Raw genomic sequence first — 25,242 nt, 5'->3', positions numbered from 1 at the left:
AAGCGGAGTGCCAGTTGCCCGTGGCGCGGCGCCGAAAAAACCGGGTCGCCGGACCGGAGAACCCGCCGGTGACCTGCCTACAGGTAGTCCTCGAGGCGCCCCACCGTCAGCCCGCCCGCCTGTACCCGGCGCAGCAGCCGGGCCGTGCGTTCCCGCAGGGCCGGGCCCATGGCCTCGTCGGGGCCGACCAGGACGATGTCGCCGGGGCGGAGCTGTTTCTCGCCGTTCCTGAAGGCGAGCGTGTCGGCCGTCATCGCCGCCCGCCAGAGCACCACCGCCGTCACCCCGCAGTCGGCCGCCGCGCGGAGCGTGGTGGTGTCGTAGGTGCCGTAGGGCGGGCGGAAGAGGTACGGGCGGATGCCGAAGCGGGACTTCAGCTTCTCCTGCTGTCCGCAGATCTCGGCGCGCTGGCCGGCGTAGGGCAGCCCGGGCATGGCCGGGTGGTCGAGGGTGTGGTTCTGGACGCTCGCGCCGACCGCCTGGAGCCGGGCGAAGTGGCCGTAGCCGGGGCCGACCACGCTGTCCGTGAGGAACATCGTCACGGGCAGGCGCAGCTCGCGGACCATGTCCACGAAGCGGGGGTCCTTCTCGGCGCCGTCGTCGTAGGTCAGGAAGACCACCCGGTCGGCGGTGGGGATGTGGTCGACGACCGGAGGGAGGGCCGAGCGGAAGGAGAGCGGGTGGGACGGCGGGCGCGGGGCGGCCGGCAGGGGCGCACTCAGGCCCCAGTGCCGGTAGGCCTGTTCGCCGGCCGGACCGTGCGGCCGTACCCCGGCGGCCGCCTTCCTGCCGAGCCGTTCGATGGGGTCCACGGACTGGGCGCAGCCCGCGAGCAGGAGGGCGACGGCGGCCAGGAACGCCGCCGTCGCCCTCGCGCGGCTCACAGGTAGTCCTCCAGGCGCGCCACCGCGTAGCCCTCGCGCGTGACCTTGTTCAGAAAGCGGCGCATGTCGTCGACCATCGTGCCGTCCCAGTCGCTGCGGCCCCGGAAGTGCGTGAGCACGATGTCGCCGGGGTGCAGACCGCGGTCCCACTCGCGGTACTCCCAGTGGTCGACGAACACCTCCTCGTCCCAGATCGGCGCGTACTTGATGCCGCAGGTCTTGGCGGCGCGCAGGGTGTCGCCGTTGTAGTTGCCGTAGGGCGGGCGGAAGACGGTCGGGGCCCTGCCGAACTCCCTCTTCATGATCTCCTGCATGCCGCAGATCTCGTGCTTCTGCTCCTCGTAGGTCAGGCCCGGCAGGTAGGGGTGGGTCAGGGTGTGGTTGTTGAGGGTGTGGCCCTCGGCCTGCATCTTCCGGAAGTAGCCGTAGTCGTCCTTGACCAGGTAGTTGCTGAGGAACGCGGTGTAGGGGATCCGCAGGTCGCTCATCATGCGGAGGAACGCCGGGTCCTTCTCCGAGCCGTCGTCGATGGTCAGGAAGACGACCTTCTGCTTCGTCGGGACCGTGGTGAAGACCGGGGGCAGCTCGTCCTCCACCTGCCCGTCCACCTCGAACCCGTCGCGAGCGGTGATCCTCGGCTTCTGCGTCGGCGGGGCCGGGGGCCGCAGGGGGACCGCGTTCAGCCCCCAGCGCTTGGCGGCGGCGACCAGGGCGGCGTGGGCGTCGGCGGCGGCGTTCCGGTGCGGCTGCTGACCGGCGGCGGGGCGGGCGGCGGAACCGTCGGGTCCCGCGCAGCCGGACACCAGGGCGGCGACGGCCAGCAGGCCCGCCACACCCGCTCTGAACCCATTTTTGTCATTTTGTACGACTGCTCGCATGGCGTCGGATCCTTCCAGGCCCCTCCCCGGAACCGGGGCAGACACCTCGGCCGGAGGCGAACCATCCACCGACTGGCCGACAATGACCCGGTGAACGACCACCTCGCCCCTCTCCTCACCCCCGAGGGCCACGCCCTCCTCGCCGAGGTGCGCGGCACCGCGCCCGCCGACGAACTCGCCGTGGCCACCCGGCTGCGCCGCACCCACCCCGCCGAGCTGGTGTCGGCGGCGCTCGCCCAGGCCCGGCTGCGGCAGCGGGCGGCGGCGAAGTTCGGCGAGGCGGACGCGGACCGCATGTTCTTCACCCCGAACGGGGTCGAGCAGTCGACGCGGGCGAGTGTCGCCACCTACCGGGCCGAGCGGCTGAGGACGCTGGGGGTCTCCTCCGTCGCCGACCTGTGCTGCGGGATCGGGGGCGACGCGATCGCGCTCGCGCGGGCGGGGATCCGGGTGCTCGCCGTGGACCGGGACCCGGTGACGGCGCGGACCGCGCGGGCGAACGCCGACGCGCTCGGGCTCGCCGACCTGATCGAGGTCCGGGAGGCGGACGTCACGGAGGTGGACACGGCGGGCTGGGACGCCGTGTTCGTCGACCCGGCCCGGCGCGGCGGCCGTGGCCGCGTCTTCGACCCGGAGGCCTACTCGCCGCCGCTGTCCTGGGCGGTCGAGGCGGCGCGCAAGGCCACGCACACCGCCGCGCTGAAGGTCGCCCCCGGTATCCCGCACGAGACGGTCCCGGCGGACGCCGAGGCGGAGTGGATCTCGGACGCGGGGGACGTGAAGGAGGCGGTCCTCTGGTTCGGGACGGAACCGGGGGCGGTCCGCGCCACCCTCCTCCCCGGCCCGCGCACCCTGCTCGGCAGGGGCCTGCCCGATCCGCACGTCAGGGCCGTGGGCCGTTACCTGTACGAACCCGACGGCGCCGCCATCCGCGCCCACCTGGTCGCCGAGGTGGCCGAGGAACTGGACGGAGGCCTGATCGACCCGACGATCGCCTACATCACGGCCGACGCGCTCCACGCCACCGCCTACGCGACGTCGTACGAGATCACCGACCAGCTCCCGTTCAACGTCAAGAAGCTGAAGGCGCTGCTGCGGGAGCGCGAGGTCGGGATCCTGACCGTGAAGAAGCGGGGCTCGGCCGTCGAGCCGGAGGAGCTGCGCCGCAAGGTCAAGCCGCAGGGGCCGAACTCGGCGACCGTGTTCCTGACCCGGGTGGCGGGGGCACCGACGATGCTGGTGGGCCATCCGGCCCGGCCCTAGCCACCGGTCAGCGGGCTCAGCGGGCTCAGCGGGCTCAGCGGGCTCAGCGGGCGAACTTCTCGACGGCCGCCGGGGTGACGGGGGTGAAGAAGTTGACGAGGTTGCCGTCGGGGTCGCGGAAGAGCAGTGAACGGTTGCCCCAGGGCATCGTGGTGGGCCCGGCGACGAAGTCGGTCACGAACTCGGCGAGGTCGCGGTGGACGCGGTCCACGTCGTCGACGAGGAACTCCGTGATCACGCTCTGGTTGGCCGCCGGGCGGGCCGAGTCCGGGGCGAACAGCGGGACGGTGCGGGTGCCGGCGATCGCGAGGGTGGCGCCGGCGGTCCTGAACTCGGCGAAGTCCTCGGTGGCCCACGCCGCCCGCACCCCCGTGGCGCGCTCGTAGAACCCGACGAGGCGTGCCACGTCGCCGGTGATGATGCGGATCGAGACGAAGTCCATGGGATCTCCCTGGTGTGCCGTGCTGGTGCTGTGCGGGAAGGCGTGCACCGCGCAGGCTAGGAGAAATAGAGGACAGAATCGGTCCTCTATTCGCGTTAGGCTGCGAACATGCCCAGACCCACCGGCCGCGTGCTGACCCTCCTGGAGCTGCTTCAGTCGGGCGGCACCCGGACGGTGGCCGAACTCGCCGACCGGCTCGGCGTCGAAGGCCGCACCGTGCGGCGGTACGTGGACCAGCTGATCGAGCTGGACGTGCCCGTGCAGTCGGTGCGCGGCCGCTACGGCGGCTACCGGCTCGCCCCAGGACACCGCCTGCCGCCGCTCATGCTCGGCGACGAAGAGGCGCTGGCCGTGCTTCTCGGCCTGGTCGCCGGCCGCCGGACCGGGCTGACGACGGCGGAGCGCACGGCGGGCGAGACGGCGGCGGCGAAGATCCGGCGGGTGCTGCCCCGGCACCTCGCGGGCCGCCTCGACACGCTCCTGGACGCCCTCGACTTCACGGACCGGCCCGGCGAGTTCGACACCCCGGACGCCGAGGTGCTGCTCACCGTCGCCGACGCGGTCCGCCACCGCCGGCCGCTCTCGGTCCAGTACACCGACCGCGACGGCCGGCGCGGCGAACGCGCCCTGCACGCCTACGGGATCGTCGCCCACGCGGGACGGTGGTACGTCACGGGCGAGGACGCCCGTCTCGGCGAGGGCCGGACCTTCCGGCTCGACCGCATCGCGGCCGCGCGGATCCTGCCCGGCTCGTTCGAGGTGCCCGAGGGCCCCGGTCCGGCGGAACGGGTGCTGGCGGGGTTCGCCACCGCCGAGTACCGGCACCGGGTGACCCTGCGGATCCACGGGACGGTCGGGCAGATCCGCGCCCGCCTGCCCGCGAGCGTCGCGAGCATCACGGAGGAGCCGGGCGGGCCGGGCAGGCCGGGCAGGCCGGACGGACCGGGCGGGCCGGGCGGGCCGGACGGGGACCCGGTGGCCGAGTGCTGGCGGCGCGTCGAGCTGCGGGCGGAACGGCTCGACTGGCTGCCCCCGGTCCTCGCCTCGCTCGACCGGCCGTTCGCCGTCGAGGGCCCCGCCGAACTGCGCGACCTCGTCACCGCGTTCGCCGACCGCCTCACGTCGTACGCCCGCCGGAGCTGACCGCACGAGAAGCCCACCGCACGAGTAGCCGACCGCACGGTACCGACGGCCGTGCCTAGGCCTCTGCCGCCCGCCGCCGCAGCAGTTCCCGCTCCCGTTCGTTGCGCGCCAGCGCCGCCGCCCGCTCGAACTCCGCGCGGGCCTCGGCGCCGCGCCCGAGGCGGGCCAGCAGGTCGCCGCGGACGCTGGGCAGCAGGTGGTAGTCGCGCAGGGCGGGCTCGGCGGTCAGCGCGTCCACGATCGGCAGGGCCGCCGCCGGCCCCCGGTCCATCGACACCGCCACCGCGCGGTTCAGCTCGACGACGGGGGACGGGGCCCGGACCGCCAGCAGGCCGTACAGCGTGGCGATGGCCGTCCAGTCGGTCTCCTCGTAGGTGTAGGCGTGCGCGTGGCAGGCGGCGATGGCCGCCTGGAGGGCGTACGGGCCCGGGGCGCCCGTCGCGGTGGCGTCCGCGCGGGCGAGGGCCCTGATGCCGCGGGCGACGAGCATGCGGTTCCAGCGGCGCCGGTTCTGGTCCTTGAGCAGGACCGGTTCGCCCCCCGGGCCGGTGCGGGCCGCGGTCCGAGAGGACTGGAACTCCAGCAGCGAGGTGAGGGCGTGCACCTCCGGCTCCTTCGGCATCAGCCCGGAGAGCACCCGGGCCAGCCGCAGGGCGTCCTCGCACAGCGCCGGGCGCAGCCAGTCGTCGCCCGTCGTGGCCGCGTACCCCTCGTTGTGGATCAGGTAGATGACGTCGAGCACGGAGCCGAGCCGGGCCTCGCGGTCCGGGCCGTACGGCACCTCGAAGGCGATGTTCCTGGTGGCGAGGGTGCGCTTGGCGCGGACGATGCGCTGGGCGATCGTCGGTTCCGGGACCAGGAAGGCGCGGGCGATCTCGGCGGTGCTCAGGCCGCCGAGGAGGCGCAGGGTGAGGGCGATGCGGGCCTCGGACGACAGCACCGGATGGCAGGCGGTGAAGACGAGCCGGAGCAGGTCGTCGTCGATGTCGTCCGGGTCGGCGGGCTCCTCGGGCGGGGCGGTCGTCTCCGTGTCGCGGCCGATCTCCGCGAGCTTGCGGGCGTAGTTCTCCCGGCGCCTGATCAGGTCGACGGCGCGATGGCGGGCGGTGGCCATGAGCCAGGCGCCCGGGTTGTCGGGCACCCCGTCGCGGGGCCACTGCTCCAGGGCGGCGACCAGGGCGTCCTGCGCCAGCTCCTCCGCGATGCCGACGTCCCGGACGATCCGGGCGACGCCGGCGATCACGCGGGGCGACTCCAGACGGAAGACGGTCTCGATGGCGTGGCGGGCGCCTGCCTCGGCGGGGGGCTGTGTGCTCACAGCCCCCCATGCAACACCCACCGTCTGACGTACGCCAGGAAGGCAGGAAGGCAGGAAGGTCAGCCCTCCGCGATCTCCCGCAGCTCGCAGGTCACCGTCCAGAACTCCTCGTGCACCTTGAGGAACCGCTTGGTCCACTCCAGGGCCTCGGCCTTGTCCTTGCACTGCATGATCGCGTACCCGCCGATGACCTCCTTGGACTCGGTGAACGGCCCGTCGGTGACGGAGATCTTGCCGCCCTCCCAGTGCACCCGGGTGCCGTCGGCGGACGGCGTCAGCCCGGCGGTGTCCAGCATCACGCCGGCCTTGGTGACCTCCTCGATCAGCTCGCCCATCCGCTGCATCAGCGCCTCGCTGGGGCCCTCGGCGGGAGCGGAGGCCTCTTCGATGCGCACGAGCGACAGGTAACGGGGCATGGTGACTCCTTCGGTAGGACGCGGGCTCTTCTCCCGCCTCTCACCCTTGCGTCGAACGGGGTCCGCCGGGATCGACACGCCTGCCGGAATTCCCCGAAGTTTTTTTCCGGCCCGCTCCCGGCACCCGCCGGGGCGCTACCGCAGCGACTTCCACAGCTTGCTCGCCGCCGGTTCCTCGGCGACCACCCGGTTGGGGTCGGAGGGTGCGGTGACCACGGGCATCATCACGGTCTTGAGGTGGTCGGAGGTGAGGCCCTTCAGGCTCTGGCCGAGGCGCATCAGCTCGCTGAGGGAGTCCAGGCCGGTGTCGGTGGTGAGGCTGGAGGTGACCGCGTCGGCGACCTCGTAGAGCTTGGCCGGGTTGCTGAGCAGGCTGATGGAGGCCATCTGGTCGAGGAGGGCCTTGACCAGTTTCTGCTGGAGGCCTATCCGGCCGAGGTCGCTGCCGTCGCCTATGCCGTGCCGGGTGCGGGCGAGCGCCAGGGCCGTCTTGCCGTCGAGCCGGTGGGTGCCCTTCTTCAGGTGCAGATGGCTGTCGTCGTCGTCGATGTCCTGGTCGGTCGTCACGGTCACCCCGCCGAGCGCGTTCACCAGCTTCGCGAAGCCCGAGAAGTCGATCTCCAGGTAGTGGTCCATCCGTACGCCGGTGATCGACTCGACCGTCTTCACCGCGCACACCGCCCCGCCCACCGAGTAGGCGCTGTTGAACATGGAGTTGTAGGCCACCGCCGTCGAGCCGCCGGAGGACAGCGGGCAGGAGGGGCGGGTGACCAGGGTGTCGCGCGGGATGCTGACGACGGTGGCCGAGGTGCGGCCCGCGTCGATGTGCACGACCATCGCCGTGTCGGAGCGGGCGCCCCCGCTGTGCCCGCCGCCGAGTGCCTGGTTCGCCTTGCCGCTGCGCGAGTCCGAGCCCAGCACCAGGATGTTCACCGAGCCGGTGGGCAGCGGGGACGCGGAGGCGGACGCGGACGCCGTCGGTGTCGTCACCGCCTTCGCCGGCCGGTCGTCCCCGAGCGCGCTGTTGATGTCGACGCTCTTGATGTTGTCGTTGAGGTGCACATAGGCCCACCCCGCTGCCGCGATGCCGAGCGTCATGACCCCCGCCAGGGTGAGGCCGACGATCTTCAGCGCCCGCGACCGCCGGCCCACCCGTCTGCCCGCTTCGCCTTGCTCCTCGTGTCCCGTCACGGGCAGGAACGTAAATCCGAATTATTAGGAGACTGTTAGTGGAAGCCGCGTGAAGAAGTTTTCTTCGAAAACTCTCACGCTTCTCAGCCCCCGCTTACCGTCGGCCCGCTCACCCGAGGGTCACGGCCGGCACCGGATTGCTGCCGGTCCAGGAGGCGTTGAAGCCGAAGGTCACCGAACCCCCGTCCGGGACGGTGCCGTTGTAGGAGGCGTTGGTGCAGGAGACGGCGGCGCCGGACTGCGTGCAGGTGGCGTTCCAGGCCTGGGTGATCTGCTGCCCGGCGCCGTAGGTCCAGGTCGCCTTCCAGGACGAGAGGGCGGCGCCGGAGCAGGAGATGGTCACCTGGCCGGTGAAACCGGTGTTCCACTGGCTGCTCACGCTGTAGGCGGCGGTGCAGGCGCCGGTGGGCGGCGTGGTGGTGGTCCCGCCGAGCGCCTCGGAGATCCCGTAGTACGCCGGTTTCGGCGCGTAGTTCGCGTCGTACGGGGTCGCCGCCCCGTAGCCCGGGAAGGTGCTGTCCACCCAGGAGTCGGAGTCGGTGAAGCCCCACACGGTGACGTTCACGCAGCGGCTCACGGCCACGCAGGCGGCCACCACCGACTTGAAGTCGGCCTTCTGCTGGGCGAGTTCGGTGGCGTCGGCGGGCAGCGCCATCCGCACGTCCAGCTCGGTGATCGCCACGTCGACGCCGAGGTCGGCGAAGCGCTGGATGTTCTGCTGGAGGGTGGAGGGGACCTGGCCGAGGACGAGGTGGGCCTGAAGCCCCACCCCGTCGATCGGGACGCCCGCCGCCTTCAGGGACTTGACCAGGTTGTACAGGGCGGTGCTCTTCGCGTTGACGCCCTCGACGTTGTAGTCGTTGATGTACAGCTTGGCGGCCGGGTCGGCAGCGTGCGCCCAGGTCAGGGCGTTGGCGATGTAGTCGGAGCCGAGGCCGTTGTACCAGAGCGTCGAGCGGTAGCTGCCGTCCTCGTTGAAGGGCTCGTTGACGACGTCCCAGGCGGCGATCTCGCCCTTGTAGCGGCCGACCTCGGTGCTGATGTGGTTCTGCAGCAGGCTGCTGAGCTGGGCGGAGGTCCAGGTGCCGTTCGTCAGCCAGCTGGGGTTCTGGCTGTGCCAGACCAGGGTGTGGCCGCGCACCTGCTGGTTGTGGGCCTGGGCGAAGGCGACGATCTGGTCGGCCTCGGTCCAGTTGAACGTGGACTGGGTGGGCTCGACGGTCCCCCACTTCATGGCGTTGCCCGGGGTGAGCGAGCTGAACTGGCCGCCGGCGAGGTCGCCGTAGGTCCCGGTGAGCTTGGAGCCGGTGACCGCGGTGCCGATGACCTTGCCCTGGGCGGTAGCGAGGTCGCGCAACGGGGTGTCGGCGGCGTGCGCGGCGGGTGCCGTGAAGAGCAGGGCGGCGCCGGTGACCAGGGCCGCCAGGGATAAGCCGGTTCTCAGAGATCTCATTGCGGGTGCCTCCGAAAGTTTCGGTTGTGCAACCGATTGGCTTCGGAGGAGTGTGGGGACGCCCGCACCACCCGTCAATACGTCAACATCCGGCCACTCCCGCCCGCGGGCTCACAGCGCCGGGGGCGCCGCCGTGCTCGACCGCACCACCAGGCTGGTCGCCAGCTCCACCCGGGTGGCGGTCGTCGCCTCCTCCGCCCGCCCCATCTCCAGGACCAGCCGCGCCGCCGCCTCGGCCATCTCGGTCAGCGGCTGCCGTACGGTCGTCAGCGGCGGCCCCACCCAGCGGGCCACCGGCAGATCGTCGAACCCGACGATGCTCACGTCCTCCGGGATCCGCAGCCCCAGCTCGCGCGCGGCCTCGTACAGCCCGAGCGCCTGGAGGTCGTTGCCGGTGAAGATCGCGGTGGGCCGGTCGGGCATCCGCAGCAGCTCCAGGCCGAGCCGGTAGCCGGCGTCGTGGTGGAAGTCGCCGGCCTTGACCAGGCCCGGGTCGACGGGGAGCCCGGCGGTCTCCAGCGCGGCCCGGTAGCCGTCCACCCGGGCCCGGCTGCACATCATCCGGGACGGCCCGCTGATCGCCCCGATCCGCCGGTGCCCCAGCTCGACCAGGTGCCGGGTGGCGGCGAGCCCGCCCTGCCAGTTGGTCGCCCCGATCGACGGCACGTCCGGCCCCGGATCGCCCGCCGGGTCCATCACCACGAACGGGATCGACCGGCTCAGCAGCAGCGCCCGCTGCGACTCGTCGAGCCCCGACAGCACCAGCACCACCCCGTGCGGCCGGCGCGCCGCCACCTGGTCCGCCCAGGTCCGCCCCGGGGTCAGCCGCCCCGCGGACTCGCTCAGCACCACACTCAGCCCGGCGTCCCGGGCCACGTTCTCGACTCCCCTGATGACCTCCATCGCCCAGGCGCTCTCCAGCTCGTGGAAGACCAGGTCGATCAGCGGCGACCGGGAGGCCTCGGCGCGCCGCCGCCGGTAGCCGTAGGCGCGCAGCAGCTCCTCGACCCGGGTGCGGGTGGCCGGGGCGACGTCCGCACGCCCGTTCAGGACCTTCGAAACAGTCGGAGCGGACACACCGGCCTCACGGGCGATTTCGGCGAGCGTCGCCGTCTGCGTTTCTGTGGGCTTCGGAGGCGTCATGCCCGCGATCGTATCCCCGCGCTCCCCCTTGACGAAGACCTTCGCGCGCCATAGGTTCCCGGAACATTCGGTGTGTGGTACGAAACATTCGCAGCATGCAGAGAGCAGAGACGGGAGTTTCATGACCACCGCTCCTTGGCGCGACCCCGCGCTGCCCGCCACCGCCCGCGTCGACGATCTGCTCTCCCGGATGACCCTGGAGGAGAAGACCGCCCAGCTGTACGGCGTGTGGGTGGGCGCCGCCACCGACGGCGACGGAGTAGCCCCGCTGCAACGCGAGATGACCGCCGACTACGCCTGGGAGGAGCTGATCACGCTCGGCCTCGGCCAGCTGACCCGTTCCTTCGGCACCGCCCCCGTGGACCCGGCGCTGGGCGCGCGGGCACTGGCCCGCGCCCAGCGCCGGATCACCGCCGCCGGCCGCTTCGGCATCCCGGCGATCGCCCACGAGGAGTGCCTGGCCGGGTTCACCGCCTGGCAGGCCACCGCCTACCCGGTCCCGCTCGCCTGGGGCGCGGCCTTCGACCCGCCGCTCGTCGAGGAGCTGGGCCGCAGGATCGGCGAGGACCTGCGCTCGGTCGGCGTCCACCAGGGCCTGGCCCCCGTCCTGGACGTGGTCCGCGACCCGCGCTGGGGGCGGGTCGAGGAGACGATCGGCGAGGACCCGTACCTGGTGGGCACGGTCGGCACGGCCTACGTCCGGGGCCTGGAGTCGGCCGGGATCATCGCCACGCTGAAACACTTCGCCGGGTACGCCTCCTCCGTCGGCGCCCGCAACCTCGCCCCCGTCCGGGCGGGCGTCCGGGAGTTCGCGGACGTCACCCTCCCCCCGTTCGAGATGGCCCTCCGGGAGGGCGGCGCCCGCTCGGTGATGGCGGCCTACAACGAGACCGACGGCGTCCCCGCCTCCGCCGACCCCCGCCTGCTGACCGAACTCCTCCGCGAGGACTGGAACTTCGACGGCACGGTGGTCGCCGACTACTTCGGCATCGGCTTCCTCCAGACCCTCCACCGGGTGGCCGGTACGGAGGCGGAGGCGGCCCATCTCGCCCTGACGGCCGGCATCGACGTCGAACTCCCGACCCTGAAGTGCTACGGCCGCCCCCTCGTGGCAGCCGTCCGCGCGGGCACGGTCCCGGAGTCCCTGGTCGACCGGGCGGCCCGCCGGGTCCTGCTCCAGAAGTGCGAACTGGGCCTGCTGGACGAGGACTGGGACCCCGCCCCCGAAGGCCCCGTCGACCTCGACTCGACGGCCAACCGCGCCCTCGCCCGCCGCCTCGCCGAGGAGTCCGTGGTCCTGCTGGACAACCCCGACGGCCTCCTCCCCCTCGCCCCCGACACCCGCGTGGCGGTGGTGGGCCCCCGGGCCGCCGACGCCCTCGCCATGCTCGGCTGCTACTCCTTCCCGTCCCACGTCCTCACCCACCACCCCGAGGCGGACCTGGGCATCTCCATCCCCACCGTCCTCGACTCCCTCCGCACCGAACTCCCGGACGCGAAGGTGACGTTCGCCGAGGGCTGCGACGTGACGGACCCGGACCCGTCCGGCTTCGCGGAGGCGGTGGCACGCGCGTCCGAGGCCGACGTGTGCGTGGCGGTCCTCGGCGACCGCGCGGGCCTGTTCGGGCGGGGCACCTCGGGCGAGGGCTGCGACGTCACGGACCTCGGACTGCCGGGCGTCCAGGCGGACCTGCTGGACGCGCTCCTCTCCACGGGCGTCCCGGTGGTCCTCGTCCTGCTCACCGGCCGCCCGTACGCACTGGGCCGCTGGGACGGCCGGCTCGGCGCGGTCGTCCAGGCGTTCTTCCCCGGCGAGGAGGGCGGCCCGGCGGTGGCGGGAGTGCTGTCGGGCCGCGTCAACCCCTCGGGCCGCCTCCCGGTGAGCGTGCCCCGCGAGCCCGGCGGCCAGCCCTGGACCTACCTCCAGCCCCCACTCGGCCTCGCCGGCGAGGTCAGCAACCTGGACCCGACCCCGCTGTACGCCTTCGGCCACGGCCGCTCGTACACGGCGTTCGCGTGGGAGCCGGTGTCCCCGACGGCGGCCGAGATCACCACGGACGGCTCCTACGACGTGACGCTGACGGTCCGCAACACGGGCGACCGCCCGGGCACCGAGGTCGTCCAGCTCTACCTCCACGACCCGGTGGCGTCGGTGACCCGCCCGGACGTCCGCCTGATCGGCTACCAGCGCGTGGACCTGGCCCCGGGCGCATCGAGAAGGGTGACCTTCCACTTCCACGCGGACCTGTCGGCGTTCACGGACCGGGAAGGGGCGCGGGTGGTGGAGCCGGGGGCACTGGAGCTGCGGGCGGGGGCTTCGAGCGCGGAGGTTCGGCACACCACGCGGCTGACGCTGACGGGACAGGCGCGACTACTCGGGCCGGATCGTCGGATGAGGTGCGAAACGGAGGTACACCCGCTTTCCTGACCTCTCCGCACCTCTCGTCAGCGGACGCCGCCGCCTCTACCGTGGGAGGCCTGACCGGCGAGGGGGACATCATGGGGCAAGGGGGGCACTCCGCGTTACCGAAGTACCACACGGACATGGTCACGCGGCAGTTGTGCGGTCACACCTATCGGGACCAGGTCTTCGCCACGAGTGTGGTCGGTCTGTTCGTGACGGACCGGCTTCGGGCTCACGGGCAGCCGCTGGGCATCGATCTGGTGGCCGTGACGAGGCACGCGGTCCGGGCGCGCCGCATGTTCCTGCTGCGGGACGCGATGCTCGCCCTGTGTCTGGCCGCCACCCTCACGGGCGTGGCCGGCGGGCTGGCGGCACTGCTGGACCGGGACGGTGGCCGGCTGGGGACATGCGCGCTCCTCGGGGGCGGCGCCCTGGCCACGGGCACCGTCGTCGTCTACGCCTGGGGCTGGACGCTGTGGCGAGCGGCGCAAGCCGTCCACTGGGGCGACGGGGCACCTCGCGAGGGAGCCCCACCGGTGCGCGCGGACCTGGAGGAGGAACTGGACTCGCTCGACGTGTCCGACGTCGTCGCCTATGCGACGGCCGGACAGCGCGCCGAGCACCCCTTCGTCGGCACCGGTGTCTACGTCATGGAGCGGGTGTGGGCGGGCATCGACGTCAGCCGCCCCGCCAAGGACGACCAGGGCATGGAACTGACGCGGAAGGAGTTCGACGCGGTCGACCTGCATTTCTATGTGGCCGAGCACGTCGGCAGACTCGCCGGGCTCGACGGGCTGCGTGCCCGCAACCGCCTCCATGTGAGGGGCCAGCACGCCGGTGACGTGCCAGGACTGCTCCCGGACCGGCGCCATCGCCCGAGGACCGTGCTCGACGACCCCGCCTGCGTCAACGAGGGCATCTCGGAGACGCAGGACGTCATGCGGACGTACCTCGTCCTGGAGCAGGTCGGGGAGAGCGGTTCGTACGTGGTGACGGTGAACGTCCGCGCCCGGCTCGTGCACCGGCGGCTCTCCTGGGAGATATCCGCCTACTACCTTCCGCCGGTACACGCGTTCCTCGGCGACGACGACACCCGGAAATTCGGCCGCGTCGAACAGGCATGGAAGCTTCTTGTCTTCACCCGCCACGAACTGCGCCCCCAACTCTTCGGCTCCCTGCACCGCGTGTTCGGCCTGCCGTTCCGGCTCCTCGGCCAAGAGGTGCGCCGCCGCCGGGGCCTCAGCCGAATCGCCCGGAACTGCTTCGACTACGGCACGGCCGGCACGCTCCGCGCGGCGGCCGCCGATTTCCGCCGAAGCCGCGACTTCACCCAGCAGATGGACGCCAGGGATTCCTACCAGCGCATTCAGCAGGGCGTCCTGCTCGCCACCGAGCGGTTCCTGAAGGAACACAACGTCGACGCCTCAGACCTGAAGGAAGCCCGCGCGACGGTCAACCGGCAGACGTACAACTTCAAGGGCCCGATCAGCGGACAGAACATCTTCGGCGACCACGGCATCAACTTCGCCTCCGGCGAGGCGCATGGCGACAGCCGCGGGAACGACGAGAGCACCGAGGACGACGACAAGGGGGCGACGTGAGCAAGTACGAGTTCGGAGGAGAAATCAACGGACCGAACATATTCGGCGACGGCGGCACCCTGATCGTGTTGAAGGGCGCCGACCTGGACAGAGCACGTCGCGACGCCGCCAGCCTGGTGCGGACGCTCCGCGAGGCGGACTCCCAACGGGCTGCCGAGGCCGAGGAACTTCAGGGGGAACTCGAGAGGGTGCCGGAGCAGGGCGGCGCGTTGGACGCGACCCGGGTACAAGGCTGGCTGAGCACGATCCGCACGGGCACGACGGCGGTGACCGGAGTACTCCCGCTGATCGATTCCCTGCAGAGGCTCTTCGGCCACGGCTCCTGACGAACCTCAACCGACCGCCGTGACGAAGGCAGACCAGGCGGCGGGGGTGACGGCGAGGTGGGGGCGGGCGCGGTCCTTGGAGTCGCGGATGTGGATGGTGGTGGGGGCGACGGCTACTTCTATGCAGTTGTCGCCCTGATCGCTACTGAAGGAGGACTTGCGCCAGGCCAGAGCGACTTCGAGGCAGTTGTCGCCCGCAGTGCCGCTGTAGCTGGACTTGAACCACGCGAGTTCAGTGGTGCTCATAGCTCTCCTCTGATGCGCTCCAGCAGGCCAACGGAGTCCAGGGGGCTGAGAGCCTGCGCGCGCAGTGTCGCATACCGGCGGTGCAGGACGGCTGCCTCTTTCGGGTCTGCGATCAAACGGCCGGTCTCCTGCCCCTCCGCGTAGGCCAGACGCCTTCCGTCCGGAGTTTCCAGCAAGGCCAACGGACCGTCCAGTCCCGCATGCACCCGGCAGTCGAGCGGCATGATCTGGACCTCGACGTTGCGCAGTTGGGCGTACCCGAGCATGTGGTCCAGTTGCGCTCGTGCGACCTCGTCATCACCCAGGCGCCGTCGCACGATGTGCTCGTCCATGACGAAGCTGAACGAGGTGTCGGGGCGCTCGCGGAGCATCTGCTGCCGCTCCATGCGGGCTACCGCCTGCGCTTCCACCTGCTCGTCCAACAACAGCGGAATGCGATTGCTGAACACCACCCGCGCATACGGCTCGGACTGCAACAAGCCGGGAACCAGGCGGCATTCATACGTGGCCAGGCTCACCGCCTCCTGCTCCAGCGCCGCCCACTTGCGGAACCACGCCGCAAAGCCGGGTTGCCGTGCCACCCGCTCGAACGCCTTCCGCAACGCGCCCGTGTTCCCGAGCACCCCTTCCGCAGCGTTCACGAACCCCTGATCCGGCAGCCGCCGCCCCAACTCGATCGAAGCCACCGAGTGCTTGGACATGTGGACCCGCGCCCCGAACTCCTCCCGGCTCAGTCCCGCGTGCTCCCGCAGCCCCTGCACGAAGGCGCCGAACGTCTTCATGCTGTCCGACGACTCGGGTTCACCGTTCACCTCAACGCCACCGCTCATGCACTCAGGGTGACGGCGACGCGACTCCGCTGTCTACGGATTCCGGGAATGCGGCAGCGGCAGCGGGAACAGGCCCTTCAGCCTGCGCAAGGCCTCCTCGTCGCCGTCGGCGGACGCCACGCCCGTCTCGACGGCTTCCGCGAAGGTGAGGCCCTGGCCGGTCAGGCGGACGAAGGACTCCTCGCTCATCGTGACGGTCGCGTCGGGGTACTGGGCCGGACCGTGCACGGCCTCGACCGTCCCGTCGTCGATCCGGGCGTGGAACACCTCGTCGTCGATACGGAACTCGTACACAGCCCGGAGGTCTTCGGCCGCCTCGGGGTCGAAGCAGGCGCGCAGCCCGAGCACGGCCCAGCCCGGATGGAACGCCTCGGTGTCACGGCGCTCGTCCATCGCCCACTTGAGGCCCCAGCGGGCCAACTCCAGGATCGCGGGGCCGAGTTCCTCGCCCGCCGGGGTGAGCGCGTAGGCGGGGGTGCGGGCGGGCGGCGGGAGCGTGACCTTGTGGGCGAGACCCTCGCGCTCAAGGTGCTTGAGGCGCGCGGCCAGCAGCCCCGTACCCAGACCGCGCAGGCTCGCCTGGAGGTCGCCGTACCGCTTGGGCCCGGTCAGCAGTTCGCGGATCAGCAGCAGGGTCCAGCGTTCGCCGACGAGGTCGAGGGTGCGCGCGGTGGCGCAGTACTGGTTGTAGGTTCGCTGTTCCACTTCTGAATCATAAGTCATTGACTTCCTGATTTTGAAGTGGGAGGTTCGAACTACGGTAACGACAAAGGGGGTTGGGATGAGCAACGCGTTGTACACGGCCCAGGCGCACGTCACCGGCGGCCGGAACGGCCATGGGCGGACGAGCGACGGGCGGCTGGACCTGGAGCTGCGCCTGCCGAAGGAACTGGGCGGCGACGGCGAGGGCGTGAACCCCGAGCAGCTCTTCGCGATCGGTTACGCCGCCTGCTTCGGCACCACGCTCGCCCTCCTCGGGCAGCGCGACGGGCTCCAGGCGGACGACGCGGAGGTCGACGCGTCCGTCTCCCTGATCCCGGCCGGAGGCGGCCGCCTCCGGCTCGGCACCGAACTGCGGATCTCCCTTCCCTCACTCACGGACGAACAGGCGGCCGGACTGGCCCGGGCGGCCCACCAGGCCTGCCCTTACTCCAACGTCACGCGCGGCAACCTCGACGTGGCCCTGACGGTCAACGGCACGCGGATCTGAGCCGGAAGGAAGCGAGCCGGGTGTTCCAGTTTCCGGTGCCGTCGGCCGGCTGGTACTGGTTGGTGTACCAGAACGTGCAGTCGTCCACCGGGTCGATCGCCATGGAGGTGTAGTCGCCCCAGCGGTTGCTGCCGGTCTGGGAGCCCGCGCCGGTCCACACGGTGGTCTCGCGGAAGGTCATCCGGTTCGGCGGGTCGCTCGCCAGGCGTCCGGTGACACGGATCGAGGGACGGGTCCGGGCGGACGACTGCGAGTATCCGAGGGCGATGTCGCCGTTCCTGTTCATGGCCGCGGAACCCATCCACCGGTAGGTGGAGTCCGGGGCGTAGGTGTTCTGCTGGCGGACGACCGGCCGGCCGTCGCGCAGCCCCAGTTCGTACCAGCGCGCGCCGACACCGCCACGGGCGTCGACCGCGTGGTTGACGACCAGGGACTCGTGGTCGCCGAAGTTGCGGTAGGCGAACCGGTACATGGGCGAGTAGGAGAGCGAGTCCAGTTTCTGGGCGGTGCCGGCCTGCGGGACGCACTGGGTGGGATCGGTGCTCGCGCAGGCCGGGGTGTAGGGGGCCACCCGCAGCCGGAACGGTCCCGCGAGGGTGGTGCGGCTGTGGTTCTTCCAGTCCGTGTGGAAGCGCCAGTACTGGAGGCTGTTGTCACCGGTGGGGCCGAGGTTGATCAGCAGGTTGGGCGCGCCGCGCGGGGGCGGGGTCGTGCCGTCGAGGTCCGAGCCGATCGGGATGGTCGCCGCCGGGACGTCGAAGCACTGCTGGTCGGCGTCGGCTCCGCGCAGCATCCTCGCCCGGTCCCAGGCGCACGACTCGAAGAGCGGACCGGCCGCGGTGGCGTTCATGTAGTAGGCGTCCGGCCACACCGCGAACTTCGGGTGGTCGGGGAGGTTCCGGTACCCGTAGGCGTAGCGGTAGTACTGGCCGGTCGCGTCCTCGGTCCGGGACACGGCCACGCACAGCCGGTTCGTGGTGGTTCCGTCGTCGCTGGCGAACTGGCTGATGACCCAGCGGCGGGCCAGGGAGTCCCAGCGGACCTCGGGGTCCCCGAGGAAGTCGGCCCCAGCGGTCTCACACGGTCCGCCGAACCCCTTGAACAGGGTCTGGGTCGTGAGCGGTCCCAGCAGCGTGGCACCGGACTTGGAGTACACCGCGAGGTCGAAGTTGGTGATCTCCACGACCTGGCGGGAGCCCACCGAGGCGTTGGGATCGGGCGGGGTGCCGCCGCCTTCCCGGATGCCCTCGAAACTGACGCCCAGCCGGATCCGGTCCCGGCCGCCGGCCCTGGCGAGGGGCGGGCGCGGCACCGTTCCGCGAGGCACGATCCGCGGGGTGGACGGGAACGTCCTGGCTCTCCGCCCCAGTTCGCGCAGCGGTGGCGAGGTGTCATGGTGCACCGCGGGGCCGGAGTCGGGGGACCGGGTGGCCCCCGTGTGGACGGCCGGTCCGGGTCCGGTGCCGGCGACGGGCGGGGCGGACCACGCCGGGGAGGCCGTCAGAGCCGCTCCCACCGAGGCGACGGCGACGATCGAACGCAAGGCGCGGGGTACGTGCATCTGCCCTCCGAGGCGGGCGGCTCGCTGATGGTGTGGAAATCCAGTTATCCACCTCGCCCGCCCGGCGCCCGGCCGACCGACGTCGTGTCGGGTGCGGCTCAGCCTTTTGGCGCTGCCTTCCAGGAGCTCCAAGGGCTCCAGGGGCCTCTAGGGGCTCCAGAGGGCCTCTAGGGGGTGTCGCTCACCGACTCGAACCGCCAGCGGTGGACCGGCCGGGTCACCAAGTCGCCGGGCGGGTCCGGGAGTTCCGGGATGCCCGAGTCGTCGTACGACGCCTCCCACCAGGTGATCACCAGCACCCGGTCCTGCGGCGCGCGCAAGGTCTCCCGGCGTACCGGCTCCACGGCGAGGCCCTGGCGCCGCGCCCAGGTCAGCAGCTCCTCGCCCCGGCCCTCCGACGCCCGCGCCTCCCACATCAACGCGACCGTCACGAGTAGAGGTTCTCCTTGCTGACCTCGTGCACGTGGTCGTGGTGATGGGTGCCCGGCACGTGCGGGTCCGTCACCGGCAGGGAGCTGTCCGCCGAGAGGTCCCAGCCGGACGGGGTCCGGCCCCGCGCGACCATCTCCGCGCCGAGGGCCGCCACCATCGCGCCGTTGTCCGTGCACAGCTTCATGCGCGGCACCCGGAGCCGGATGCCGGCCGCCTCGCAGCGCTCCGCCGCGAGGGCGCGCAGCCGGGAGTTGGCGGCGACACCGCCGCCGATCATCAGGTGGTCGACGCCCTCGTCCCGGCAGGCGCGGACGGCCTTGCGGGTCAGGACGTCGACGACCGCCTCCTGGAAGGAGGCCGACACATCGCGGACCGGGACCTCCTCGCCGGCCGCGCGCCTGGCCTCGATCCAGCGGGCCACGGCGGTCTTCAGGCCGGAGAAGGAGAAGTCGTAGGCGGGGTCGCGGGGGCCGGTGAGACCGCGCGGGAAGGCGATCGCCTGCGGGTCGCCCTCCTTCGCGTAGCGGTCGATGACCGGGCCGCCGGGGAAGCCCAGGTTCAGCACCCGCGCGATCTTGTCGAAGGCCTCGCCGGCCGCGTCGTCGATGGTCGCGCCGAGCGGCCGTACGTCGGAGGTGATGTCCGAGGACAGCAGCAGGGACGAGTGGCCGCCGGAGACCAGCAGGGCCATCGTCGGCTCGGGCAGCGGGCCGTGTTCCAGCTGGTCGACGCAGATGTGGGAGGCGAGGTGGTTCACGCCGTAGAGGGGCTTGCCGAGCGCGTACGCGTACGCCTTCGCCGCCGAGACGCCGACGAGCAGCGCGCCCGCGAGCCCCGGTCCGGCCGTGACCGCGATGCCGTCCAGGTCCTTCGCGCTCACGCCCGCGTCCTTCAGCGCGCGCTCGATGGTCGGGACCATCGCCTCCAGGTGCGCCCGGGACGCCACCTCCGGCACCACCCCGCCGAAGCGGGCGTGCTCGTCGACGGAGGAGGCGACGGCGTCGGCGAGGAGCGTGGTGCCCCGGACGATGCCGACGCCGGTCTCGTCGCAGGAGGTCTCGATCCCCAGGACCAGGGGTTCGTCAGCCATTGATCTCGGTTCCTTGCACTGAGGAGGAAGGGTCGGTCAGCCGCATCACCAGGGCGTCCACGTTGCCCGGCTGGTAGTAGCCGCGCCGGAACCCGATGGGCTCGAAGCCGAACCGCTCGTAGAGCTTCTGGGCACGGATGTTGTCGACCCGGCACTCCAGCATGACCTCGGCGCACTCGAAGGCGGTCGCGGCCCGCAGCAGCTCGGTGAGGAGCTCGCCGCCGAGCCCGGTGCCCCACTGGTCACGGCGTACGGCGATGGTCTGGATGTCGCCCACCGGGGCGGCCTCGCCCTCGGGCGCCGCGCCCTGGGCGGCCAGTCCCGCGTAGCCGACGATCCGGTCGCCCTCCAGGGCGACGACGTACCGCCGGGTCGCCTCCGGTCCCCTGGCGTGCGCCAGTTCGGACCAGAACATCCCCCGGGACCAGGCGTCCTCGGGGAACAGGTCCTTCTCCAGCTCCAGGACCGGGTCGATGTCCCACCAGCGCATCTCGCGCAGCTGTGCGGTCACTTGGGCGTGACCACCTTGTAGTTCCTGGGCACCTGGGCGTCCGGGCGGCGCAGGTACAGCGGCCGGGGCTCGGGCAGCTCCGCGCCCGCGGCCAGCCGCTCCACGGCGAGGGACGCGAGGGCCGCGGCGGAGACGTGCTCGGGTTCGTGCACGACCGGGAAGGTGTCGGGGTAGAGCAGCGCCCCGGCCCCGACGGCGGGCATCCCGGCGACCTGCGCGGCGATGTCGGCGGGCCGGTCGACGGCCGGTTCGGTGAGCCGGGTGCGCGAGTCGGCGTACGTCGCCCAGTAGACCTCTTTTCGACGGGCGTCGGTCGCCACGACGAACGGCCCCTTCTCGATGTCGGCCGCGTAGGCGAGGGCGTCGAGCGTGCACAGACCGTGGACGGGCACCCCGAGCGCGAGCCCGAAGGTGTCGGCGGTCATCAGACCGACCCGCAGGCCGGTGTAGGGGCCGGGGCCGACGCCCACGACGATCCCGGTGACGGCGTCCAGCCTCACCCCGGCCTCGGCGAGGACGCGGTCGACGGCCGGCAGCAGCAGCTCGCCGTGCCGGCGTGCGTCCACCTGGCTCGACGAGGCGATGACGGCCGTACCGTCGTGCAGCGCGACGGTGACGGCGGGGGTGGCGGTATCCAGAGCGAGCAAGAGCACGCGAACAGCCTACGGCTCCGACGCCGTGCGCACGCCCGGCCCGGTCGGACGGTCACTGACTGCTACGGTCTGTACGAAGTACGACATATACGGCAAGGCTCTACGGCGAGGCAGGGGTGGCGCACGTGGCAGGGACCAGCTCGGGAGTCGTGGCCGGCCTCACCGCGGCGGCCGTCGGGGCGGTCGGCCTGCTCGCCTACCAGGCCTCGGCCACCGTCCCGCCCGGTATCGGCGGCCGTCCGGCGGTGAGCCCGGCGCCCGGTGCGCCGGCCTCCAAGGCACCCCGCGACCACCGGCACCCCGCCGCCCTTCCGAACGGATCCGGAACGGGTGAACGCGTGGTGTACTCGGTGGACGACGACCGGGTCTGGCTCGTCGACGAGCGGGGCCGCGTCACCCGCACCTTCAAGGTCACCCCCGGCACCATCGATCCCGCCCCGGGCGCCTACTGGGTCACCTCCCGCTCGAAGGCGGTCACCGGCACCGACGGCCTCCCCATCGAGCACGTCGTCCGCTTCACCACCACCAAGGACGGCTCAGCCATCGGCTTCAGCGCCCTCACCCCCATGAGCGCCGGCGCGACCCCCGACCCCACCGTGAAAACCGGCGGCATCCGCGAGACCCGCCCCGACGGCGACGCCATGTGGAAATTCGCCACGATCGGCGTGAAGGTCCTAGTGATCCGCTGAGTCCAGTGCCCCGAAGGGGCGCCGGGCTGTTTCTGACTTGCGGCTACCGCCGCGCGGGCGCGACCAGTCGGCGGCGCAGCCGCCGCTTGGGGGCGCGGGGCTGTTTCTGACTTGCGGCTACCGCCGCGCGGGCGCGACCAGCCACGACGCACCCGCACGGACCCACCGGCCGAACCCGCCTAGGCAGCCTTGCGGTCCTGCTCCACCGGCGACGCCACCGGCTCCGGCGCTCTCGGCGGCCGGGACACCGCGTCGGCGGCCGCGCACGACGCCAGCAGCTCGCGCATGGACACTCCGGCGACCGCGACCGGTCGCCGCTCCTCGGACTGGGACACGGACACGGGCGCCTCCTGAGGTGCGGGGGCGGGCGTAGTTAGGTAGACCTAACTACGGACTGGGTACCATGTGACCACGCCCGATACGTCCGGCGCAATATCTTGCCGACGCCTTGTCGGAACGTTCACACGGTCCTCAGGCCGACAGCACCCCCAGGTCCACCCCCGCCCACCGCTCCCCCAGCCCCGCCAGGGTGACGTGCCGTACCTCGTCGGCGGTGTCGCCGACCGCCCGGTGGATCCGGACCATCAGCCGGTCGTCGGTCAGCTCCTCGACCTTGCCCTCGCCCCACTCCACGACGATCACGGACTCGGGCAGCGAGACGTCGAGGTCCAGGTCCTCCATCTCGTCGAGCCCGCCGCCCAGGCGGTACGCGTCGACGTGGACGAGCGGCGGCCCGCCCCCGAGGGAGGGGTGGACGCGGGCGATGACGAACGTGGGCGAGGTGACGGCGCCCCGCACACCGAGCCCCTCGCCCAGTCCGCGGGTCAGCGTGGTCTTCCCGGCGCCGAGCTCGCCGCTGAGCATCACGAGGTCACCGGCGCGCAGCAACTTGGCCAGTCTGCGGCCCAGTTCCCCCATCTGCCCGGGGGAACCGACGGTCAACTCGGTCTCAGCCCGGCTGTGCCGTGCTGCTGGTGCTTCCATAGCCACTTACCGTAGCCCCTGCCGGCACGGCACCCGCGCGGGTGAGCAGGTCGGCGAGGCGGTCGGTGACCACTTCCGGGTGCTCCAGCATGACCAGGTGCCCGGCGTCCGGGACCAGCACCAGCTCCGCGTCGGGCAGCAGGTCGGCGATGACCTCGCTGTGCTCGCTGGGCGTGACCAGGTCCTGCACCCCGGCCAGCACCAGCACCGGCAGATCCTGGAAGTAGGCGAGCGCGGCGGTCTTGTCGTGGTCGACGAAGGCCGGGTAGAACTCGGCGACCACGTCGATCGGGGTGGACTCGATCATCCGCTCGGCGAACCGCTCGACGGCCGGGTCGACGTCCTTGGAGGCGAACGAGTACCGCTTGATGATCCCGGCGAAGAGATCGGCGGTCACCCGGCGTCCCTTCTCCACCAGCGCGGCCTGCGTGCCGAGCGCCTTCAGCACTCCGGGCAGCACCCGGCGCACCGCGTTGACGCCGGCGATCGGCAGCCCGAAGTTCACCTCGCCGAGCCGCCCCGACGAGGTGCCGACGAACGCGGTCGCCACCACCCGTTCCCGCACCAGCTCGGGGTACTGCGCGGCCAGCGCCATCACGGTCATGCCGCCCATCGAGTGCCCGACCAGGACGATCGGCCCCTCGGGGACGGCCGCGTCGAGGACGGCCTTCAGGTCCCGGCCCAGCTGGTCGATGGTGACCGGCACCCCGTCCTCGTGCTGGGCGACGCCCCGCGCGGAGCGGCCGTGGCTGCGCTGGTCCCAGTGCACGGTGCGGACGACCCCGCGCAGGGCCGCGCGCTGGAAGTGCCAGGAGTCCTGGTTGAGGCAGTAGCCGTGGCTGAAGACGACGGTGACGGGCGCGGGCGCCTTGCGGCCGAAGAGCCGGCGGCGGCGCGGTGAGACGGCCGGGCCGAGGTCGGGTTCCACCTCGTCGACCTCGTAGTACAGCTCGGTGCCGTCGTCGGCCCGCGCCTTGCCGGGGTTGCCGCGCAGGGTGCCGTAGGGGCCCGCCGAGTCCAGGGCCAGCCGGGCCTTGCGGCGCATTCCGCGGCCGACGGTCATCCGCTCCACGGCGACGCCCGCGGCCGCCCCGGCCGCGAGCACCCCTATGGCGGCGCCGGCGATACCGGTCACCTTGCGCCAGCTCCCGTCCACCCCCGTGGCGGAGGCGACGGCCGCCGCGGCGTCGGCTACGGCCTCCGCACTGCTCTCGCTCACGTACCGCTCCTCTTCGCCGTACTGCAGTTCGCCGGTTCGGTGACACGGGTGATGCCGACGAGGTGACTGATGCTGCTGCTACAGGTGTAACCGGGTTGTGCCGCTGACGAACCCCGGAGGTCAGTCGCCGTCCCCTGGTTCCTGCCCACTCGGTTCGTCGTTCACATAGACGCGGGGAACCCGGGTTCCGATGCGCGTGACGATTTCGTACGCGATCGTGCCCGCGGCCTGGGCCCAGTCCTCGGCGGTGGGCTCGCCCCGGTCGCCCGGGCCGAACAGCACGGCCTCGGAGCCGACTTCGGGCTCGTCGCCGCCGAGGTCGACGACGAACTGGTCCATGGCGATGCGTCCGGCGGCCGTCCGCCATTTGCCGCCGACCAGCACCGGTCCGGTGCCGGAGGCGTGGCGCGGGATGCCGTCCGCGTAGCCGACGGGGACGAGCCCGAGGGTGGTCTCGCCGGGCGTGACGTAGTGGTGCCCGTAGCTCACGCCGTGCCCGCCCGGTACGTGCTTCACCAGGGCGAGGGAGGCGGACAGGGTCATCACCGGGCGCAGGCCGAAGTCGGCCGCGCTGCCCAGCTCGGGGCTGGGCGAGACGCCGTACAGCGCGATGCCGGTGCGGACCAGGTCGAAGTGGGACTCGGGGAGGGTGAGGGTGGCCGGCGAGTTGGCGATGTGCCGCACCTCGGGGCGCACGCCCTGCCCCTCGGCGTGCGCGAGCATCTCGCGGAAGAGGGTGAGCTGGGCGGCGATGGAGGGGTGGCCGGGCTCGTCGGCGCAGGCGAAGTGGGACCAGAGCCCGGTGATCCGGACCAGCCCCTCGGCCTCGGCGCGCAGCGCCTCGGCGACCAGCTCGGGCCAGTCGGCGGGCTGGCAGCCGTTGCGCCCGAGCCCAGTGTCGGCCTTGAGCTGCACGCGCGCGGGACGACCGGCTTCCCGGGCCGCCGCGACCACCTCACGCAGGGCCCACATGCCGCTCAGCGACACGTCGAGGCCTGCCTCGATCGCCTCCCGCCACGGCCCGCCCGGGGTCCACAGCCAGCACATGATCCGCACGTCCGCGGGCAGCCCGGGGTCCGCGTGCAGCGCCAGGGCCTCCTCCGGGGTGGCCGTGCCGAGCCAGCTCGCGCCCGCCTCGACGGCCGCGCGGGCACACCGGAGTGCCCCGTGGCCGTACGCGTCGGACTTCACCACGGCCATCAGGGCCGCGCCCGGCGCGAGGGCACGCAGGGTCCGCACGTTGGCCCGCAGAGCGGCCAGATCGATCTCGGCGCGGGCGCGTCGGGGCGCGGTCGGTGCAGTCGCTGTCTCAGTCATCGCGCCCCCAGTGTCTCAGAGGCCTCGCACAGCCCTCG

At 72.2% G+C, this 25,242-nt stretch carries 27 protein-coding genes; 7 read left to right on the top strand and 20 right to left on the bottom strand.

Translation table 11 applies throughout. The features are described 5' to 3' along the window. Positions 1-77 precede the first annotated feature (77 nt). Together ACIPSJ_RS10540 and ACIPSJ_RS10535 are read right to left on the bottom strand one after the other, a co-directional pair. A complete protein-coding gene (locus tag ACIPSJ_RS10540; protein ID WP_401345035.1) occupies positions 78-884 on the bottom strand; it encodes a polysaccharide deacetylase family protein in 807 nt (268 codons plus the stop codon). Next, positions 881-1,762 (bottom strand): polysaccharide deacetylase family protein, encoded by an 882-nt coding sequence (locus ACIPSJ_RS10535; RefSeq protein ID WP_401345033.1) that lies wholly within the window; start codon positions 1,760-1,762, stop codon positions 881-883. Before ACIPSJ_RS10535 ends, ACIPSJ_RS10540 begins: the two co-directional genes overlap by 4 nt. A gap of 90 nt (positions 1,763-1,852) precedes the next feature. Between ACIPSJ_RS10535 and ACIPSJ_RS10530 the strand changes: the two genes are divergently transcribed. After that, positions 1,853-3,025, top strand: a complete 1,173-nt coding sequence (locus tag ACIPSJ_RS10530) for a methyltransferase domain-containing protein (protein WP_401345031.1) — start codon at positions 1,853-1,855, stop codon at positions 3,023-3,025. 43 nt (positions 3,026-3,068) lie between these two features. On the opposite strand, the gene ACIPSJ_RS10525 is transcribed toward ACIPSJ_RS10530, so the two are convergent. Further along, entirely contained in the window at positions 3,069-3,467 is a 399-nt protein-coding gene (locus tag ACIPSJ_RS10525; protein WP_401345030.1) for a VOC family protein, read from the bottom strand. Positions 3,468-3,575: 108 nt separating this feature from the next. Here ACIPSJ_RS10525 and ACIPSJ_RS10520 point away from each other — a divergent pair, with 108 nt between their 5' ends. Further along, positions 3,576-4,610, top strand: coding sequence for a helix-turn-helix transcriptional regulator (locus ACIPSJ_RS10520; RefSeq protein WP_401345028.1), 1,035 nt, complete (start codon positions 3,576-3,578; stop codon positions 4,608-4,610). Between the two features lie 55 nt (positions 4,611-4,665). Here the strand turns inward: ACIPSJ_RS10520 and ACIPSJ_RS10515 are convergent, their stop codons facing one another. The 5 genes from ACIPSJ_RS10515 to ACIPSJ_RS10495 all read right to left on the bottom strand — a co-directional run bounded on the left by ACIPSJ_RS10515 (position 4,666) and on the right by ACIPSJ_RS10495 (position 10,131). Beyond that, positions 4,666-5,928 (bottom strand): sigma-70 family RNA polymerase sigma factor, encoded by a 1,263-nt coding sequence (locus ACIPSJ_RS10515; protein ID WP_359215117.1) that lies wholly within the window; start codon positions 5,926-5,928, stop codon positions 4,666-4,668. A gap of 59 nt (positions 5,929-5,987) precedes the next feature. Next, on the bottom strand, positions 5,988-6,344 hold the full coding sequence (locus ACIPSJ_RS10510) for a YciI family protein (protein WP_393795224.1): 357 nt from the start codon (positions 6,342-6,344) through the stop codon (positions 5,988-5,990). 135 nt (positions 6,345-6,479) lie between these two features. Then, complete coding sequence (locus ACIPSJ_RS10505; protein ID WP_359215414.1) at positions 6,480-7,442, bottom strand: LCP family protein; 963 nt, start codon at positions 7,440-7,442, stop codon at positions 6,480-6,482. Positions 7,443-7,644: 202 nt separating this feature from the next. Beyond that, the gene (locus tag ACIPSJ_RS10500) at positions 7,645-8,988 is read right to left on the bottom strand and encodes an endo-1,4-beta-xylanase (RefSeq protein ID WP_401345025.1); all 1,344 of its coding nucleotides are present in this window, start codon (positions 8,986-8,988) and stop codon (positions 7,645-7,647) included. Positions 8,989-9,099: 111 nt separating this feature from the next. Beyond that, entirely contained in the window at positions 9,100-10,131 is a 1,032-nt protein-coding gene (locus ACIPSJ_RS10495) for a LacI family DNA-binding transcriptional regulator (RefSeq protein WP_359215108.1), read from the bottom strand. 121 nt (positions 10,132-10,252) lie between these two features. On the opposite strand from ACIPSJ_RS10495, the gene ACIPSJ_RS10490 reads away from it, so the two are divergent. The 3 genes from ACIPSJ_RS10490 (at position 10,253) to ACIPSJ_RS10480 (ending at position 14,462) form a co-directional block, all read left to right on the top strand. Then, a complete protein-coding gene (locus tag ACIPSJ_RS10490) occupies positions 10,253-12,559 on the top strand; it encodes a glycoside hydrolase family 3 N-terminal domain-containing protein (RefSeq protein ID WP_401345023.1) in 2,307 nt (768 codons plus the stop codon). 116 nt (positions 12,560-12,675) lie between these two features. After that, positions 12,676-14,136, top strand: coding sequence for a hypothetical protein (locus ACIPSJ_RS10485; protein WP_401345021.1), 1,461 nt, complete (start codon positions 12,676-12,678; stop codon positions 14,134-14,136). Beyond that, positions 14,133-14,462 (top strand): hypothetical protein, encoded by a 330-nt coding sequence (locus ACIPSJ_RS10480; protein ID WP_359215099.1) that lies wholly within the window; start codon positions 14,133-14,135, stop codon positions 14,460-14,462. Before ACIPSJ_RS10485 ends, ACIPSJ_RS10480 begins: the two co-directional genes overlap by 4 nt. 6 nt (positions 14,463-14,468) lie before the next feature. On the opposite strand, the gene ACIPSJ_RS10475 is transcribed toward ACIPSJ_RS10480, so the two are convergent. From ACIPSJ_RS10475 to ACIPSJ_RS10465, 3 genes are read right to left on the bottom strand one after another with little or no spacing between them, the layout of a single operon-like run. Further along, a complete protein-coding gene (locus ACIPSJ_RS10475; protein WP_401345019.1) occupies positions 14,469-14,708 on the bottom strand; it encodes a DUF397 domain-containing protein in 240 nt (79 codons plus the stop codon). Beyond that, positions 14,705-15,538, bottom strand: coding sequence for a Scr1 family TA system antitoxin-like transcriptional regulator (locus tag ACIPSJ_RS10470; protein ID WP_401345017.1), 834 nt, complete (start codon positions 15,536-15,538; stop codon positions 14,705-14,707). Before ACIPSJ_RS10470 ends, ACIPSJ_RS10475 begins: the two co-directional genes overlap by 4 nt. 33 nt (positions 15,539-15,571) lie before the next feature. Then, positions 15,572-16,243 carry a winged helix-turn-helix transcriptional regulator gene (locus ACIPSJ_RS10465; protein ID WP_401345015.1) on the bottom strand — a complete coding sequence of 224 codons (672 nt, stop codon included), beginning with the start codon at positions 16,241-16,243 and terminating at the stop codon, positions 15,572-15,574. Between the two features lie 76 nt (positions 16,244-16,319). Between ACIPSJ_RS10465 and ACIPSJ_RS10460 the strand changes: the two genes are divergently transcribed. Beyond that, the gene (locus tag ACIPSJ_RS10460) at positions 16,320-16,748 is read left to right on the top strand and encodes an organic hydroperoxide resistance protein (RefSeq protein WP_401345013.1); all 429 of its coding nucleotides are present in this window, start codon (positions 16,320-16,322) and stop codon (positions 16,746-16,748) included. On the opposite strand, the gene ACIPSJ_RS10455 is transcribed toward ACIPSJ_RS10460, so the two are convergent. The 5 genes from ACIPSJ_RS10455 to tsaB form a co-directional block, all read right to left on the bottom strand. Further along, positions 16,729-18,309, bottom strand: a complete 1,581-nt coding sequence (locus ACIPSJ_RS10455; RefSeq protein WP_401345012.1) for a hypothetical protein — start codon at positions 18,307-18,309, stop codon at positions 16,729-16,731. The genes ACIPSJ_RS10460 and ACIPSJ_RS10455 overlap by 20 nt on opposite strands. 167 nt (positions 18,310-18,476) lie before the next feature. Beyond that, positions 18,477-18,740 carry a hypothetical protein gene (locus ACIPSJ_RS10450; RefSeq protein ID WP_359215081.1) on the bottom strand — a complete coding sequence of 88 codons (264 nt, stop codon included), beginning with the start codon at positions 18,738-18,740 and terminating at the stop codon, positions 18,477-18,479. Next, positions 18,737-19,831 (bottom strand): tRNA (adenosine(37)-N6)-threonylcarbamoyltransferase complex transferase subunit TsaD, encoded by a 1,095-nt coding sequence (gene tsaD / locus ACIPSJ_RS10445; RefSeq protein WP_401345010.1) that lies wholly within the window; start codon positions 19,829-19,831, stop codon positions 18,737-18,739. Before tsaD ends, ACIPSJ_RS10450 begins: the two co-directional genes overlap by 4 nt. Beyond that, positions 19,824-20,321, bottom strand: a complete 498-nt coding sequence (gene rimI / locus ACIPSJ_RS10440) for a ribosomal protein S18-alanine N-acetyltransferase (protein ID WP_359215412.1) — start codon at positions 20,319-20,321, stop codon at positions 19,824-19,826. Before rimI ends, tsaD begins: the two co-directional genes overlap by 8 nt. A gap of 17 nt (positions 20,322-20,338) precedes the next feature. Continuing rightward, the gene (tsaB, locus tag ACIPSJ_RS10435) at positions 20,339-20,995 is read right to left on the bottom strand and encodes a tRNA (adenosine(37)-N6)-threonylcarbamoyltransferase complex dimerization subunit type 1 TsaB (protein WP_401345009.1); all 657 of its coding nucleotides are present in this window, start codon (positions 20,993-20,995) and stop codon (positions 20,339-20,341) included. 125 nt (positions 20,996-21,120) lie between these two features. Between tsaB and ACIPSJ_RS10430 the strand changes: the two genes are divergently transcribed. Next, complete coding sequence (locus ACIPSJ_RS10430; RefSeq protein WP_401345007.1) at positions 21,121-21,684, top strand: hypothetical protein; 564 nt, start codon at positions 21,121-21,123, stop codon at positions 21,682-21,684. Between the two features lie 179 nt (positions 21,685-21,863). On the opposite strand, the gene ACIPSJ_RS10425 is transcribed toward ACIPSJ_RS10430, so the two are convergent. From ACIPSJ_RS10425 to alr, 4 genes are all read right to left on the bottom strand, one after another. After that, entirely contained in the window at positions 21,864-22,025 is a 162-nt protein-coding gene (locus ACIPSJ_RS10425; protein ID WP_355711254.1) for a hypothetical protein, read from the bottom strand. A 130-nt stretch (positions 22,026-22,155) separates the two neighbouring features. Continuing rightward, a complete protein-coding gene (tsaE, locus tag ACIPSJ_RS10420; protein ID WP_359215069.1) occupies positions 22,156-22,668 on the bottom strand; it encodes a tRNA (adenosine(37)-N6)-threonylcarbamoyltransferase complex ATPase subunit type 1 TsaE in 513 nt (170 codons plus the stop codon). Beyond that, positions 22,634-23,887 (bottom strand): alpha/beta hydrolase, encoded by a 1,254-nt coding sequence (locus tag ACIPSJ_RS10415; RefSeq protein ID WP_359215066.1) that lies wholly within the window; start codon positions 23,885-23,887, stop codon positions 22,634-22,636. Before ACIPSJ_RS10415 ends, tsaE begins: the two co-directional genes overlap by 35 nt. 120 nt (positions 23,888-24,007) lie before the next feature. Continuing rightward, positions 24,008-25,204, bottom strand: a complete 1,197-nt coding sequence (alr, locus tag ACIPSJ_RS10410; protein WP_401345004.1) for an alanine racemase — start codon at positions 25,202-25,204, stop codon at positions 24,008-24,010. Between the last annotated feature and the right edge of the window lie 38 nt (positions 25,205-25,242).

Origin of the sequence: Streptomyces sp. NPDC090088, from assembly GCF_044747345.1 — a bacterium.
In the GTDB taxonomy this organism is placed as follows: Bacteria; Actinomycetota; Actinomycetes; order Streptomycetales; family Streptomycetaceae; genus Streptomyces.
Note: the sequence above shows the minus strand (reverse complement) of the source record. Positions and strands in the feature narration are given on the sequence as shown.

What these genes read in the sequence shown, in the direction of transcription:
- ACIPSJ_RS10510 (WP_393795224.1), bottom strand. Translation starts at nt 6,344, where the DNA reads ATGCCCCGTTACCTGTCGCTCGTGCGCATCGAAGAGGCCTCCGCTCCC.
- ACIPSJ_RS10505 (WP_359215414.1), bottom strand. Translation starts at nt 7,442, where the DNA reads ATGACGCTCGGCATCGCGGCAGCGGGGTGGGCCTATGTGCACCTCAAC.
- tsaD (WP_401345010.1), bottom strand. Translation starts at nt 19,831, where the DNA reads ATGGCTGACGAACCCCTGGTCCTGGGGATCGAGACCTCCTGCGACGAG.
- alr (WP_401345004.1), bottom strand. Translation starts at nt 25,204, where the DNA reads ATGACTGAGACAGCGACTGCACCGACCGCGCCCCGACGCGCCCGCGCC.
- ACIPSJ_RS10495 (WP_359215108.1), bottom strand. Translation starts at nt 10,131, where the DNA reads ATGACGCCTCCGAAGCCCACAGAAACGCAGACGGCGACGCTCGCCGAA.
- tsaE (WP_359215069.1), bottom strand. Translation starts at nt 22,668, where the DNA reads ATGGAAGCACCAGCAGCACGGCACAGCCGGGCTGAGACCGAGTTGACC.
- ACIPSJ_RS10500 (WP_401345025.1), bottom strand. Translation starts at nt 8,988, where the DNA reads ATGAGATCTCTGAGAACCGGCTTATCCCTGGCGGCCCTGGTCACCGGC.
- rimI (WP_359215412.1), bottom strand. Translation starts at nt 20,321, where the DNA reads ATGCGCTGGTGGGACATCGACCCGGTCCTGGAGCTGGAGAAGGACCTG.
- ACIPSJ_RS10490 (WP_401345023.1), top strand. Translation starts at nt 10,253, where the DNA reads ATGACCACCGCTCCTTGGCGCGACCCCGCGCTGCCCGCCACCGCCCGC.
- ACIPSJ_RS10460 (WP_401345013.1), top strand. Translation starts at nt 16,320, where the DNA reads ATGAGCAACGCGTTGTACACGGCCCAGGCGCACGTCACCGGCGGCCGG.
- ACIPSJ_RS10475 (WP_401345019.1), bottom strand. Translation starts at nt 14,708, where the DNA reads ATGAGCACCACTGAACTCGCGTGGTTCAAGTCCAGCTACAGCGGCACT.
- ACIPSJ_RS10535 (WP_401345033.1), bottom strand. Translation starts at nt 1,762, where the DNA reads ATGCGAGCAGTCGTACAAAATGACAAAAATGGGTTCAGAGCGGGTGTG.
- ACIPSJ_RS10455 (WP_401345012.1), bottom strand. Translation starts at nt 18,309, where the DNA reads ATGCACGTACCCCGCGCCTTGCGTTCGATCGTCGCCGTCGCCTCGGTG.
- ACIPSJ_RS10525 (WP_401345030.1), bottom strand. Translation starts at nt 3,467, where the DNA reads ATGGACTTCGTCTCGATCCGCATCATCACCGGCGACGTGGCACGCCTC.
- ACIPSJ_RS10470 (WP_401345017.1), bottom strand. Translation starts at nt 15,538, where the DNA reads ATGAGCGGTGGCGTTGAGGTGAACGGTGAACCCGAGTCGTCGGACAGC.
- ACIPSJ_RS10485 (WP_401345021.1), top strand. Translation starts at nt 12,676, where the DNA reads ATGGTCACGCGGCAGTTGTGCGGTCACACCTATCGGGACCAGGTCTTC.
- ACIPSJ_RS10520 (WP_401345028.1), top strand. Translation starts at nt 3,576, where the DNA reads ATGCCCAGACCCACCGGCCGCGTGCTGACCCTCCTGGAGCTGCTTCAG.